This window comes from Pseudomonadota bacterium (genome assembly GCA_022361155.1).
Lineage (GTDB): Bacteria > Myxococcota_A > Polyangia > Polyangiales > JAKSBK01 > JAKSBK01.
In genome coordinates, this window is the sequence record JAKSBK010000197.1 from 1 (window position 1) to 14,570 (window position 14,570).

General features: G+C 67.0%; 10 protein-coding genes and 2 pseudogenes. 3 read left to right on the top strand and 9 right to left on the bottom strand.

Features of this window, described 5'->3' with window-relative positions; all coding sequences use genetic code 11:
- The 3 genes from MJD61_07265 to MJD61_07275 form a co-directional block, all read right to left on the bottom strand.
- Nucleotides 1-878, bottom strand: an 878-nt coding sequence (locus MJD61_07265) for a DUF1080 domain-containing protein (GenBank protein MCG8555073.1), incomplete at its 3' end; no start/stop codon positions are given.
- A 243-nt stretch (nucleotides 879-1,121) separates the two neighbouring features.
- A complete protein-coding gene (locus MJD61_07270) occupies nucleotides 1,122-1,613 on the bottom strand; it encodes an inner membrane CreD family protein (GenBank protein MCG8555074.1) in 492 nt (163 codons plus the stop codon).
- Complete coding sequence (locus MJD61_07275; protein ID MCG8555075.1) at nucleotides 1,610-2,395, bottom strand: hypothetical protein; 786 nt, start codon at nucleotides 2,393-2,395, stop codon at nucleotides 1,610-1,612. Before MJD61_07275 ends, MJD61_07270 begins: the two co-directional genes overlap by 4 nt.
- Nucleotides 2,396-2,555: 160 nt before the next feature.
- Between MJD61_07275 and MJD61_07280 the strand changes: the two genes are divergently transcribed.
- Nucleotides 2,556-3,260, top strand: coding sequence for a response regulator transcription factor (locus MJD61_07280; protein ID MCG8555076.1), 705 nt, complete (start codon nucleotides 2,556-2,558; stop codon nucleotides 3,258-3,260).
- The gene (locus MJD61_07285; GenBank protein MCG8555077.1) at nucleotides 3,257-4,804 is read left to right on the top strand and encodes an ATP-binding protein; all 1,548 of its coding nucleotides are present in this window, start codon (nucleotides 3,257-3,259) and stop codon (nucleotides 4,802-4,804) included. The genes MJD61_07280 and MJD61_07285 overlap by 4 nt, the downstream gene beginning before the upstream one ends.
- 22 nt (nucleotides 4,805-4,826) lie before the next feature.
- On the opposite strand, the gene MJD61_07290 is transcribed toward MJD61_07285, so the two are convergent.
- From MJD61_07290 to MJD61_07315, 6 genes and pseudogenes are all read right to left on the bottom strand, one after another.
- Entirely contained in the window at nucleotides 4,827-5,987 is a 1,161-nt protein-coding gene (locus MJD61_07290) for a pyridoxal phosphate-dependent aminotransferase (protein MCG8555078.1), read from the bottom strand.
- Nucleotides 5,988-6,155: 168 nt separating this feature from the next.
- The gene (locus MJD61_07295) at nucleotides 6,156-8,561 is read right to left on the bottom strand and encodes a hypothetical protein (protein ID MCG8555079.1); all 2,406 of its coding nucleotides are present in this window, start codon (nucleotides 8,559-8,561) and stop codon (nucleotides 6,156-6,158) included.
- A gap of 288 nt (nucleotides 8,562-8,849) precedes the next feature.
- On the bottom strand, nucleotides 8,850-10,622 hold the full coding sequence (locus MJD61_07300; protein ID MCG8555080.1) for an SLC13 family permease: 1,773 nt from the start codon (nucleotides 10,620-10,622) through the stop codon (nucleotides 8,850-8,852).
- Between the two features lie 933 nt (nucleotides 10,623-11,555).
- Nucleotides 11,556-11,738, bottom strand: a pseudogene (locus tag MJD61_07305) (hypothetical protein).
- 78 nt (nucleotides 11,739-11,816) lie between these two features.
- Nucleotides 11,817-12,137, bottom strand: a pseudogene (locus MJD61_07310) (hypothetical protein).
- Between the two features lie 344 nt (nucleotides 12,138-12,481).
- A complete protein-coding gene (locus tag MJD61_07315) occupies nucleotides 12,482-13,789 on the bottom strand; it encodes a serine protease (protein ID MCG8555081.1) in 1,308 nt (435 codons plus the stop codon).
- Between the two features lie 191 nt (nucleotides 13,790-13,980).
- Here MJD61_07315 and MJD61_07320 point away from each other — a divergent pair, with 191 nt between their 5' ends.
- Nucleotides 13,981-14,475: an acyl-CoA thioesterase gene (locus tag MJD61_07320; protein ID MCG8555082.1), complete on the top strand. Its 495-nt coding sequence runs from the start codon at nucleotides 13,981-13,983 to the stop codon at nucleotides 14,473-14,475.
- Nucleotides 14,476-14,570: the final 95 nt, after the last annotated feature.

The following is a 14,570-nucleotide window of genomic DNA, read 5'->3' on the forward strand; positions in this document are numbered from 1 at the left end:
CCCACGCTTCCACCTCCCGTGATGACGGCGTCGTCGCTCGTCAGAACCAGGCTATCGTCCACGTAGAATTCGTGGCGAGCTCCCTTCACCACGGCGCGAAGCCGGTGCCACGCGTTGAAGTTCACCTGCAGGGGTGCCTCGCCGAGTTTCGTCCATCCTTGCTCCATGCGTCCCAAGAGCACTCCTGGGGGGACGGTGCGCAGGCTGAAGTAGTAGCCTCGCATTCCGTTGTTTGAAGAGCTCAAGTTCGTGGCTCGATACACGATTCCGAAGTCACCAGACGGGGGCTGGCCAGACTGACCCGAAGCGAGTCGCGTCCGTACTTCGAAGGCGAAGTCTTTGAAGCGCAAGCCGTCCACGATCGCTTTGCGGCCTTGCCCTGCATCGCAGGTGTAGGCGCCGCCGTTCACGCTCCAGTCCCCGGCGAATGAGCTCCAACCGTCGGCGAACCCGTCGCTGAAGTTGTCCGCGAAGGTTTGGGTCATCATCCCGGCCATGCCTGGGCCGATCAGGCCGGCGGCCGATCCGGACAGACCCCCGGCCGCCTGGCCGCCGAAACCCACGCCGCCAAAGCCCGCCTGCGGTGGGATCCCGATGCTGCCCGCTGCACCTCCGCCGAAGCCGGCCAGGCCCGTAGGCGGAAGACCTCCGGCGCCGGGGTTGCCGGCCATGGCGCCGGCCATGCCCACCGAGCCACCGAAACCACCCGCCGGCGATCCGCCCGATCCCGCGCCGCCCAGCCCGGGGTCGCCGCCCGTGGGGCTTGGCGGCACCTGTCCGGGTGGACCGCTCAGGATGCCCTCGTCGTAGGCCCTGCAGCTGATCAGCGCGCACAGCGCGAGTCCACAGCAATACCGGTGCAGGCGTTGTGCCGGCATCGCTCCCCCGCGAGCCGAAAGGCGTCGGTTGGGCGGGATGGATCGAAATCGAGGCGGCAACGCGGTCTTGCTCCGGCCACTAAGGGCCCGCGAAAGGACAACTTACGCGTTTGGGCGTGGACCGGGCGCCGCTGGCAAGGCGCAACGACGAGGACAGGCAGCGGTGCCGGAACTGGCGAAACGCAGGAGCTATTCTCTCGTGGGCCCTTAGTGTAGCCCAAGAAGCACGAGCGGTCCCGCCGATCAGAGTCGCGTCCCGGATTCGGGTGCGTGGCCCCGAGAGAGCACGTCAGACCAGCGAACGCGCCCCGTGAGCTGCATGAGCAACAAGAGCGTGGCAATGCCGAGCAGCGTCACCGTCAACCCGGTGTAGCCGTGCCAGAAATGCGCCAGCGAGAAGCCGACGAGGTAGACCAGCTGCGCCAGGGCTGCTTCGCGTAGAGCGAAACGGGCCGACACGACCAGCCTGAGGTAGCTGACGACCAGCGCGACACTCACCACGCTGGCCAACGCGAACGCCGTTTCCACGCCGAGGTGATCCACCGAATAGGCAAAAAGCAGATGGAACGCGAAGAAGGCGCCGCCAAGCAGCCCGTAGTTGACAGGGTGGATGTCGATGCCCCGCAGCGTCGCCAGCATGTACAGGACGAGGAAGAAGAAAAACAAGGAGACCGGCGCCGAGAAGGAAAGCTGCGCCGCGAGCTCGCCCGGCTGCACGCGCGTGGGCGTGATCATGCCGATCCCGTACCCGAAACCAGCTGCTCGAAACGCCACTCGAGCACCCAGCCCGGACCTTCCCGTTCGCGGCTGGACGGCGAAAGTGTTTCGGCCGGGAAGTCGATCTGCGCGAAATCGGTGCCCAGGCGCAACGTAAAGTCTTCGAGCCGGCCGACACCCTTGCTGGGCAGGTACAACCAGTCATCCATGCCCCGGCTTTCGTAGCCGGCACGAAACCGCACGCGCTGGCCAGGTTCGACCGGCACGCCGACCTTGACCACGCCCTCGCTCGCGTCCAGCAGACCGGTCCGGTCGACACCATCGACCTCGAACACGAAGTCGTCGTACATCCCGCCGGTGTCCGGCAAGGTGAAGCTCACTTCGAGCTCCCCACCCATTTCCTCGCTGTGCTCGTAGCTCCAGGCGCCTTCGAATGCCACATCGTAGAGCGAGTACCAGACCAGGCCGCGGCGTCTCAGATCGGAGCTGAGGCTCACCTGGATGTCGCTCGAGTCCACATTTGCAGGGCGCTCGTGGGTCTCGCTGCGCTTGTCCCGAATCTGGGTCTCGACTCCATCCACGACCTGTGTCCGCACGTGCATCGCGGTGGTCTGCCAGCGGAAGGTCAGCTCGGGCCCCTTCTGGTGCTGGCTGCGACCCCACAGGCTTTGCACGTCGCCCTTGAGCCGGCTGTCGGCTTCGCGTTCGCGAGCGCTCGTGAGCCCCCCGAGCACGATCCAGGCTGCGCTCGTGGCGCAGAACACCAGACCGATGGCGATGATCCGTACGGCTCCACCCATGCTTTGCCTCCGTGGTTCGCTTCCTGTCCATCAGCCTGGCACACCGGGATGCGTAGCTCGCGCAACAGGCGTGGCAGCCTTGGGGCAGCCCTGTGCAACCGCTGTGCAACCGCTGTGCAAGGCTCGGCGTGCCCCCGGCGCGTCTGTTAGTCTGCCTGCCATGGCACGCATCGTGGTGGCGGACGACGACGGGCACATCCGTGAGGTCGTGAAGTACGCGCTCGAGCAAGCCGGACACTCGGTGCTCGAGGCGCGCGACGGGGCCGAGGCGCTGGCGCTCGTCCGGCAATCCGACGTGGACCTCGCTGTGCTGGACATCGTGATGCCCGAAGACAGCGGGCTCGAGCTGTGCCGGAAGATCCGCGCGCACAGCAGCCTGCCCATCGTCTTTGTGTCGAGCCGTGATGAGGAGCTCGACCGCGTGCTGGGGCTCGAGCTGGGCGCGGACGACTACATCACGAAGCCCTTCAGCCCGCGCGAGCTTGTCGCGCGGGTGGGCGCGGTACTGCGTCGCGTTCGGATGGATCGGCAGCCGCCCGAGGGTCTCGGCGCGACCCGCCAGCAGCCCTCTGTGCACGGACCGCTCGAGGTCGACCTCGAGCGTCACCGCTGTAGCTATCACGGCAGACAGATCGCGCTCACGGTGACCGAGCTAGGCCTGTTGGCGACCCTGGTGCAAGCACCCGGCCGAGTCCTGTCGCGGCAGCAGCTTGTGGAGCGGGTCTATGGACGCGGTCATTTCATTACCGAGCGCACCGTGGACAGCCACATCCGGCGCGTACGCAGCAAGCTCTCCGGCCACGGCCCCGATCCCATCGAGACGGTCTACGGTGCGGGCTATCGCATGCGGGAGGTCCTGGAATGAAGCGTTGGGGGCCGAGCATCCGCTGGTGGCTGCTCGGAGCCAACGCGCTGGTGCTCGCGGTGCCCATCGTTGCGCTTGCCGGGCTTCGCATCTACGACGTTTTTCTCCTGCGCCAAACCGAGCGCCAATTGCTCGCTCAGTCGGTGGTTGTCGGCGAAGCCTACCGTGATGCGTGGCGCCTCGAGTCCGGGCGGCCGCACGACCAGCACAGGCCGCCGGGACGCGCCGCCGAGCGCTATACACCGGTGGAGCCGGTGCTCGATCTGGGTCTGGAGCAAGTGCCAGCAACGCCCGAGACGCTGCCTGGACGCGAAACGAGCGACACGGCGTTCACCCGTGCCGGCGTGCGGCTCGAGCCGCTCATGCGAAGGGCGCAAACCTTCAATCTCAGCGCGCTGCGGGTCCTCGACCCGAGCGGCTGTGTGGTTGCGACCACGCGCGCTCAAGCCGGATTGTGCCTCGGACAGCTGCCTGAAGTGAAAGCTGCCATGCTCGGACGCTACCATGCGGTGGCTCGCGCGCGCGTGAGCGACGAGCCCACACCCCCGCTTGGCGACATTCGCCGCCGCGGCAAGACACGCGTCTTCACCGCGCTGCCCGTCTTTTCCAACGGCAGGATCATCGGCATCGTGCGGGCCTCACGCACCGGCCTGGACGCGCTGTCGTCGCTGTGGACAAACCGCCGCGGCTTGCTCTGGCTCGCGCTCGCGAGCTTCGCGCTGAGCGCGTGTGTGAGCTTCTTGTTCTCGTGGGCCATCGCGCGGCCGCTGCGCCGGTTGACCGCCGGCGCGCGGCGCATCGCACACGGACAACGGCAAGCGGCCTTGGCCAGCTCGGGGCTCACCCCGGCGGAGATCGGCGAGCTAAACGACGTATTCGAGCACATGACCCGCAAGCTCAATCAGCGAGCAGACTACGTGGGCGAGCTCGCGAGCAACCTCAGCCACGAGCTCAAGAGCCCCATCACCGCCGTGCGCGGTGCGGCCGAGCTGCTGCGCGAACAGGGCAGCCGGATGCCCGAAGCACAGCGGGCTCGCTTCGCGGACAACATCGAGGCCGACGCCGCCCGCCTCGAGCGGCTGCTCGCGCGGCTGTTGACGCTTGCACGGCTCGAGAACCCACGCGAACAGGCGGCAGAGCCCCTCGATGTCGCCAGGACTGTGCGCTCGGTGCTCCGCCGTTATACCGAACAGGTGCAGTGGCTCGATTCAGACCCCGCGCCCCCGCTGGCGATCCGCGAAGAGCACGTCGAGTCCGTGGTCGTCAACCTGGTCGACAACGCCCTGCGCCACGGCGAAGGGAAGCCGATCCAGGTGCGCGTCTACGCTGCGGGCGCGCGCGTGTGCATCGAGGTCGTCGACCACGGTTGCGGTATCAGCGAGGCCAACCGGAAGCGGCTCTTCGAGCGCTTCTTCACCACCGCCCGCGACAGCGGCGGCACGGGCCTGGGCTTGGCCATCGTCAAAGCCATCGCCGAGCAACGCGGTGGATCGGTTCAGGTCCACAGCGATCGCAACGGCAGCACCTTTCGGGTGCTGCTGTAGCGCGCCCGATTCAATGGACCCATCAGAGTAGCGGCTTCAGCGCTGCCAGGGCCCTTGCGTGGTGGTCCGGCGCAAGCACGGTAAACGAAATGCGGATCCAGTCCTGGTATGCGCGCCCACACACCGAGCCTGGAGTAAGCAGAACGCCAGCCTGCAGGCAACGCTCGAGAAAATCGAGTGTCGTTTCACCCGCGTTCAAATGGGCGGATGCCTCGAAGAATAGAAAGGTGCCTCCGGCGGGGGCCGGAACGCCCAACACCTGCGCACTGTGCCGGCCGGCGGCCGCATAGGCGGCGCGTGCTTGTGCGAGCCATGCATCGCCTTTTGACAGGGCCGCGGCTGCGCCGAGCTGCAGCGGACGCGGCGCGCAGTACGTGTAGTACGTCTGCACCGAACGCACGCGCTTCATGGCGTCCAGAGGCCCCCAGGTATAGCCCACCCGCGCTCCGGCAAGGGCGTGGCTCTTGGACAGGCTGAACGTGGCGAGCGTGCGCTCTCGCAGCTTGTCGTACAGCGATACGAGCTGCGGCCGATCCGGAGTGAAGTACAGGTCGGCGTACACGTCGTCCGATATCACCCACAAATCGTGCTGCTCCGCGAGCTCGGCGATGGCGGCGATCGTGTCGGCGTCGAGGATGGCGCCGGTCGGATTGTTGGGGGTGTTGAGGTAGATCGCGGCGGTGCGGGGTGTGATGACAGCCTCGATGGCTCCCGCGGGGTCGAATCCCGGCTCCCCAAGGCGCGTGAAGAGCGGCACCTCGATCGGAATTGCGCCGCGCGACGCCAGGATACCGCGGATCAGCGGCCAGAAAGGCGCAGGGAGCACCACCTCGTCGCCTGGATCCAACAGCGCGGCAACCACGGTGCCGAGCCCTGCGGTCGCTCCGGACATAACCTGCAGCTCATCTGCCGCGACCTCGACGCCATGGTGTCGCCGCAGTTTGTCGATGATCGCCTCCAGCAATGCAGGCTCTCCTTGTACGGGTGCGTAGTTGTGCAGGCGCGTGTGCTCGGCGCTGCGTTGCGCTTCGGCTCGCGCCTCAGGCAACGGGTCCAAGTAGGTATCGCCCACGTGCAGCGGATAGATGGGTCGCGACAACGCTTTTGCCTTGGCGGCCAGTGCACTGAAGACACGGTCGGAAAGCGTGTCGGAGGTCTTCGACGCGTGCGGGTGGCGAGGCATGCACGTGCTGTTAGGGCCCGGGGACGAACAACTCGTCTGTATCGCCGAGGGCCGGGCGCCGTTGGCAAGGCGCAACGACGAGGAATATTGGGGATATTTCGAGGAGGCGCAACATAGCCAGCGGTGGTCGGAACCGGTGAGATGGACGAGTTATTCTTCTGCGGGCCCTTAGGGAACGCACTGGCCCCTGGCGTCGCAACGGCGCGCTCCCGGGCAGTGTCGATCGTTGGTGCACTGGACGGGCAGGCGGCATAACTGGTCGATGCAGACTTGGCCATCAGGGCACATGCGGCTGATCTGGCAGCGCCTGGAGGGCTGGCAGGTGCCGCGTTCGCAGCGTTCTCCCATCAGGCAATCCGAGTCGAAGGCGCACTCCTGGGGCGGAATCGAAAGACACAGGCCCGCCAGGCAGGTCTGCGTGGGTGGGCAATCCCCATCCGTAGCGCAACCGCCGGGATTGGTGCACTGGTTGTTGATGCACTGCCGACCCTGGTTGCACTCGGACGAGTCCTGGCATAGCAGCCAGGGCACGCAGCGGCCCGCGGCGCAAGTCCAGCCATGGTTGCACTGTTCGTCCACCATACAGCCGGGGGGCTGGCAGTAGCTGTTGTCGCAGCGCTCGCCCATGGGGCAATCCGGGTCACGACGGCACTCTGGGGCCATGAAGCAGATGCCCTCGTCGATGCAGGTCGTGTTCGGTGGACAGCTGCTCTGTCCGGGAGGCATACACGTCTCGAGCACGAAGCACTGCGTGCCGATGCAGTTCCAGCCCAGCGGGCAGTCGGCGTTGCCGCTGCAGCCTATGTCGGGGATACAGGCTCGCGTGGACAGGTTGCAGATCTCGCCCGTCCCACAATCCGCGTTCCCACGACAGCTATCGCGCTGGCAGCTGCCGCTCACGCAGCGTTCTCCCATGGCGCACTGGCTGTCCTGCATGCACTCGCCCACGAACTGACACAGGCCGGAAACGCAGCGGAAACCGGGGCCACAGCCGGCATCGGTCGTGCACTCACCGACGAACACGCAGGCGTTGTGCAGGCAGCGAAACCGGTCCGGGCACATGGCGTCGCCCATGCACTCGCCCACGAACACACAGCGTCCCTGACGGCAGGCGAAGCCGCTCGCCAGGCAGTCTTCGTCGACGCGGCATTCTGGGGCCGGAACGCAGCGTCCGCCCTCGCACACCTCGTCGGGTCGACAAGGTGAGTCGGGGCAGGTCTCGGCGCGCCGGCAGGTGCCGAAGTCGCAGCGCTCGCCCGCCGGGCAATCGACGTCGCTGCGACACTGCGGTGTGATGGGGATCGGGAGGCACACGCCGTACAGACACACGGTGTCGGGCGGCATGCAGTCTGCGCTGCTCGTGCAACCCGAAGGTGCCACGCAGGCCCGGTTGACGCAGCGTTGCCCAGGGAAAGGGCAGTCCTGATCGCGGCTGCAGATCAGCGGCGGAAAGCAGCGCCCCAGGACACAGGTCCAGCCGGCGCCGCACTGGCTGCTATCCTGGCACAGGAAGGGCTGGCATTGTCCTTCGTCGCAGCGCTCGTCGTTGCCGCAGTCGGAGTCCCGGATGCACTCCGGAGGCGCGACGCAGACGCCATCGCTGCAGCGCAGCGGCGGGGAGCAGTCCATGTGGCTGCGGCAATGCTGAAGAGCAACACAGAGACCGGCCAGGCACAGCGAGCCGGTCGGGCAGTCGCCATCGGTCGTGCACTCGGCCTCGGGCACGCAGCGGCGTGTGAGCAAGTCGCACACTTGCCCCATGGGGCAGTCGGCGTCCCTCGAGCAACCCGTGGGCACGCAGGAGCTTGCCTCGCAGCGAAAGCCCGGCGCGCAGTCGCCATCCTTGAGGCATTCTCCCTGGAACACGCAACGGTTCGCCTCGCACGCGAAGCCCTTGGGACAGTCGCCTGCGCTGAGGCACTCACCTGTGAACACACACACGCCGTCCATGCAGCTGTGTGCGGCCGCCATGCACGGGCGCTCCGGGCTGCACTCGGCAAGCGCGACGCAGCCGCCATCCAGGCACTGCTCGCCCGGGTTGCAGTCGGAGCGGGTGACGCACGGTTGGACGTTCACACAGCGGCCGGCCCGGCACAGGCCGTCGGTCCCGCAGTCGGCGTTGGTGCGGCACGCGCCGGCGGAGACGCACCGGTTGCCCTCGCAGCGTTCGTCACGCTTGCAGTCCGAGTCGACCCTGCACTCCAACGCCAGCAGGCACGAACCTGCCTGGCACGTGCGGCCGGCGGGGCAGTCCCTGTTGCTCGTGCAAACACCGCCGACGCCGGTGTCGCCCCCTGCATCGACGTCGATCGTCGCATCGCCAAGACCGCCATCGCTGGCGGCGTCGCTGCTCGCGTCGAGCATTCCACCGTCGCCGACCGAGGCCTCGCTTGGCAGGTTCAGGACCGAGCGGCCGCAACCCGCCGCCGCGGTCATCGAGCACAAGAGAGTAAGCGCCGCCAGTCGTGACACAGTCAAGAGCTCCAGTGCATGGTGGGTCGGCGCAATGGTCGATCCCACGGCACTGACTCGCTGAGCAAAGTCTACACGCCAGCCGGCCGCGTCGCCACACATGCGGGTACCTCTGCACAGAGCTACCAGTCAGGGAGAACCCCAAGTTTCTGTTCAGTCTGGACGCCGGCTTGGGCTGGGTCGTGCATGAGAGAAACTCCCCGCTTGCGCGTTGGGCTGCTTCTGCCGCAAGTAGGCAATCCACGTAGAGCATAATCTTGGGTAGTTTCGGGCTAGAATCGATGCTGGGGCGAGCGCGCCCGCAGAAAAAACCGCATGAATAGCAGCGCCATTTTCGAGGATTCTTTCGAGGACGAAAGCCGGCCCGGCGCGATTCTAGCCCGAAACTAGTTAGAGCCACAGCAGCCAAGCCATGGTCACCGTCACCGCAGCAGCGAGGACCTGCAGCGGTCCTCCGAAGCGCGTAAAGTCGCTGAAACGGTAGTGTCCGGGCCCGTAGACCATCAGGTTCGTGGGATAGCCGATCGGTGTCATGAAGCTCGCCGAGGAAGCGAGCATCAGCGTAAACATGAACGGCCGAAAATCGAGCTGAAGGCTGTCTACCGCAGCAACGACCACGGGGAACATGAGCACCGCGGCCGCCTGCGTGGTGGCAACGGCGTTGAGAAGCACGGTGACGATGTACACCGCGGCCACAAGACCGATCGGCCCGAAGGGCGCGGCGGCCCCGACGACGATTTGCGCGACTTGACCGGCGGCCCCGCTGGCTTCGAGAGCAGCTCCCACACCCAGAGCCGCGGCGATCGTCAGCAGCACGCGCAGATCGAGGGCTTGGCGAGCCTCGGTGCCTGTGAGACACCCCGTCGCCAGCATGGCTCCCGCGGTCAGCAACGCGGCGACCACAAGCGGCAGCAGACCCATCGTGTTGCTGGCTACCAGCGCCACCAGCAGCGCGATGGCCCACCACGCGCGATCGTGGCGCAGGGGGGTGCTTCCGGCCACCTCGGCCACGAGCGCAAAAGCCGTGTCGTCGCGAAAGGTCTCGACAAAGGATGGATGGGTCTCGAGCAACAGCGTGTCGCCAGCCTGCAGCACGATGTCGCCGATCTTCGAGGCGATGCGCTCCCCCTGGCGATGGACCGCGACGATTGCCGCGCTGTAGCGGGTGCGGAACCCGGCCGCGCGTACGCTCTGGTTGACGAGCGAGGAAGCGGGAGCCACCACCGCCTCCACCAGACGCCGGGTTGGCCGCGGATCGCTGAGCTTGTGCGCAGCTTGCTCGTCGAGCACCAGGCCACGCACCTTTCGAAGGTCGACCACGCTGTCGATCACGCCCGTGAACAGCAGCCGGTCACCCTGGTGCAAGCGCACTTCCGGGCCGGGCGCTGGCCTGAGCTCTCCGTCGCTGCGCTCGATCTCCACCAGGAACAGGCCGGGCAGATGCCTGAGCCCGGCGCCTTCGATGGTTCGGCCGATCACCGGCGAGCCTGGCTCGATCCGCATCGCGACCGTGTATTCGCGGGCGTCTTCGAGCTTGTGGCGCGCGGTTTCGCGGGCAGGCAGCCATGCGCGCGAGGCGACTAGCACGTACAGCACGGCCGCCACGCACACGGGCAGGCCCAGCGCCGAAATCTCGAACATGCCTACGTGCATTTCGGGATAGCGCGCCCGGGTGAGCCCGTACACGATCAGGTTGGTTGCCGTGCCGATCAGCGTACAGGAGCCGCCGACGATCGCGGCGTAGCTCAAAGGTATGAGAAGCTTGCTCGGGCTCTGACCGATGCGCCTGGACCAGTCCAGCACGATAGGCACCATCATGGCGACCACCGGGGTATTGTTGAGAAAGGCACTGACGCCGCAGACCGGAAGCATCATCCGAAGCTGCGCGTCGAGCAGCGATCGGGGTCTGCCCAATAGCCCGCGCACCACGAGCTCGAGAGCGCCTGTCTCGCGCATGCCTGCCGCCACCACCAGCAGCACCGCGATGCTGAGCATGCCTTGATTCGAAAAACCCGCAAAGGCTTCCGCGGGGGTGACGATTCCGAGAGCAAGCAAGGTGGCCAGGCCCGCCATCAGAACGAGATCCGGCCCCGCGAGGTTGCGGACCATGGCCACCATCATGGCCACGATCAGTCCGAGGGTAGTCCAGGCTTCCCAGTTCATGGACGCCGCATAGTACGACGCGAGCCGTCATGCCCTCCAAATTCCATAGCTGACCTGCCGCCGACCACGCCTGCTTTCGAGACGTCCTTTGCCCAGCGCGCGCAACGTGCGATAGTTTGTCGCCACGGCTGGATGGGTAAGCATCCGCCGACCATGCTGACTGGTGCCCGGCCGGAAACTCCGGACCGAGCATGGCGCAGCGCCGCGGAGTCGGATGGCGTGTTGGCGAACCGAGGAAATGCAGCGCATTTTCGAGCGGGAGCTGGCGCGGCAAACGGCTTCGCGCCGCAAGCCAGGCGACGGGAGCGAGTTTTGGACCGGGCACTGACTAGGTGCGCACATGAATCGTCTTCGCTTGCTTGTTCCGGAAGCGCCGAATCCCAGGTTGACGGCATCCTGCCCGCGTATCTGGGCTGCCGCTGTCGTTGGCCTGGCGTGCGTATCTTGCACGCTGCTAGTCGACCCGGACAAGAGCCTCATTGCACCCCACCACGTGCCCGGGGTGCCTACCGGCAGTGCCGGCGGGCTGCCCCCGGGTCCGCCGTCCTTCCAACCTGCCAACGTTCCGCCCGCCACCTGGCCCCTGGTGGCGCCGATGATCGTGGTTGCCGACGCCCAGGGTTTCGATACGTCGACGTGTGCGCTTCCGGGTGGTGCGTCGCACATCGTCGCGCGAGGCACGGGCGCGCCCGATCTGTGCGTGGTTTTGGCCCATGGCTTGGAGATTACGGACACGGGACGTCTGAACGTAATTGGCTCGCGACCGCTCGTGCTGCTCGTAACCGGGCCTGTGACGATCGACGGTGTGCTGGATGCGGGCGCGAAGGGACCGGCGCCGGGGCCCGGCGGGCAGCTCGGGGGTCGCGGTAACCAGGCTGCTGCCGGCCGCGCCCCCGGGAAGGTCGGCCAGCACGGTGCTGAAATGGGCGAGAGCGGCGGGGGTGGCGGCGGTGCGTTGTGCGGGCGCGGCGGGGCCGGCGGAAAGGCTGGCGCCCTGGCTGGCGGCGCTTCGGCGGAGGCTACCCCAGACACCTGGATGCTCGACCCGCTTACCGGTGGCAGCGGCGGAGGCAGCGGCGGCGGACCTGTTGGCGGCGGCGGCGGCGGTGGCGGCGGAGCGCTGCAGATCAGCTCCCTGACCAGGATCAGCATCAACGGCGAGATCCTCGTGGGGGGCGGCGGAGGAGGCGGCGGCGCTGGCATGGGAGAATCGCTCGGGGGTGGCGGCGGTGGCGGCAGCGGTGGCGCGTTGCTCCTGGAGGCGCCCGTGGTCGAGGTTGGCGACAAGGCACGTCTCGTGGCCGGTGGAGGCGGCGGCGGCGCAGGCAACAGCGGCGCCACCAGTCACGGAAGCGACGCGGGCAACTCCCTGTCCGCGGCGTCCGGAGGCAGCAAGGGTGTCCGTGGTGCCGACTCGGGCGCAGGGAGCTCGCCGGACGGCAAAGCTGGCAGCGGCGCGCATGCTACCCAGGGTGGCGGCGGTGGCGGCGGCGGCGGTGGCGGCGGCTGCATTCTCGTGCGCGCGGGCAATGCCGACAAGCTCGCTTCCGGCCGCTTCAGCCCCAGCAAGGCACCGGCCCTCCGCGGCGTCGCGTTGATGCAAATGGGCGCGATGCAGATGGGCGCGAACTGACATCCATCCACGACAATCCACGACAGCGACGTTGCGTCGCCGTAACCGTTCGCGAGGTGACCACGCTTGCACGTCGGCTTCCCAGGCGGTCTTCTGGGCGGCCTTCGTCCTCGGCCTCGCCCTGCGAAGTACACGAGAGTACTCCTCGGGCGATGCCTGCGGGCGCGCTCGCCCAGAAAACCGCCTGAAAACCCGACGGACTCGGGCCTGAACAGTTACGCGCCGCCTACTTTGAGCCGCCGCCGAAAGCGAGGGACACGGCGCGCCCGTGCGCGATCCCTCGAGGGGACGTGCCGGCGACTTCGTGGAGCTTCACAGCATGAGGGCTGGGTACATCGGGCCAGTGGTCGAGCACGTGCTCGACGAACTGCGAGCGCCCGTAGACGGTGGGATCGCGCCGGACAGCCTCGTGGCAAAGCCGAATGGCCTTGTGCAGATACGCCGAGGCGGTCTTGCGTGAGCGCTTGGGCAGCTTGGCGACCGCGTGATCGCTGCCGGCATCCTCGAGCATCACCATCACGGCGTCCCAAAGGTAGCCGGCACTCAGGGCAAGCAGGTCAGGGTTGCCCTCGGCCGCGGCCACAGCCTCGAGCGCGGCCGGAAGCACGGCTGGCTCGCTTTGTTGCAGGGTCTGGGCCACGTCGCCGATGAAGCCGATCGGGCCGGCTGCCGCCAAGGTAGCGGCGAATTGAGCCAGCCTGCGCTGATGCGCGCTGAAGCGTGGTCGGCTCCCGCCGGCGAGAGCGTGCCGCTGCTGGCAGCCGTCGTGCGGGCGGAAGCCGGCCTCTTTCTTCGAGCCGAGCTCCACGCAGGCGAGCTTGCCGCTTCTCAGGGCTGAAACGGCATGCGCGATGGGCAGGGCAACGCCCAGTCCCAGCACTCCTTGGCTGGGATCGCCGCGCGCGATGACGATGCCAACGAGATTCTCGTTGCGATCTATCAGCGGGCCGCCCGAGTTGCCCGGATTCAAGGACATGCCCAGTTGCATGTTTCCGTTGGATAGAGCTCCTGCGACGATGCCCGGGCTCGACAGCGGGTGCTCGAGTGCCGCATCGATCGGATAGCCAAGGGCGTGCACGGGTTCGCGCACGCGCATGCTGCGCGTACGGGTGGGCAAGGCGGCGTGATGCTCGAAGCGGCCCGGCGCCAGCAGGAAGGCAAAATCGTGTTCCGGGCTTGCATGCACGACACGAGCAGGCAGCGCGTGGGACATTTCCGGTTGCTGCACGCTGATGATGCTCGCGCCCTCGATCACGTGGTATGCGGTCAGAACCAGGCCGTGGCGGTTGACCAGCACGCCGCTGCCGTGGCTCACCACGGGCACCGCGACCGTGCGTTCGCTCCCGTCCTGGCTCGGCACACGTTGGGTGTCGACCGACCGCTTGACTACAAAAACCCGCACCGTCGCCTTGTCGACGGCCCCGTAGGTGAGGGGTTGAGCGGAGGCAGCGAAGGGGATGCACCAGAAACCCGCGAGCCCTGCGGCCAGGGCTATGGCAAGGCTTCGATGTTGTTGCGTTGTATGATGGCTCACCTGGAAACCCCAATCGCTGCCTCCGCCCTTTAAGGGGCGACTCTTAACATTAGCAGCGGATTTTTACTTTGCTACTAGAAAATACAGTGTGAGGGAATTCCGTTTACATAGGAACGATGAGCTTGTTTGCGGGGTGCGTTGAATCACCGGGCCGGAGCCAGTACAGGAACCGGCGGCTGCGGAGGAACGCGATGCCACAGGCGGAGACGCGCCGATCGCGAGATTCACGGGTAGAGATGACCCAGATCGTGTTGCCGGCGCACACGAACGTCTACGGAACCTCGTTCGGCGGCGTGGTGATGCAATGGATCGACATCTGCGCTGCGGTCGCGGCCATGCGCCATGCGGGAGGCCCCGTCGTGACCGCCTCGGTGGACCGCCTGGATTTCCTGAGCCCGATTCGGCTCGGCGACGTGGTAGTGCTGCGGGCGCAGGTCAACTACGCGTCGCGAACCAGCATGGAGGTCGGTTGCCGAGTAGAGACCCAGGATCCGCGCACGCGCGAGCAACGCACGACGACCAAGGCCTACCTGACCCTCGTGGCCGTGGACGAACGCGGGCGACCCCGAGCAGTAGCCGCTGTTGAGCCGCAGGGCGATCTGGAGCGCAGGCGCTACGATCAAGCCAAGAAACGCAGGCAGGAGCGGCTGCGGCTGTCGGGCAGACTGGAGCATGCGGACAAATGAGGGTAAATGTTCACGGGGTGACCACGCTTGAACGACGGCTTCCCAGGCGGTTTTCTGGGCGGCTTTCGTCCTCGGCCTGGCCCTGCGAAGTGCAC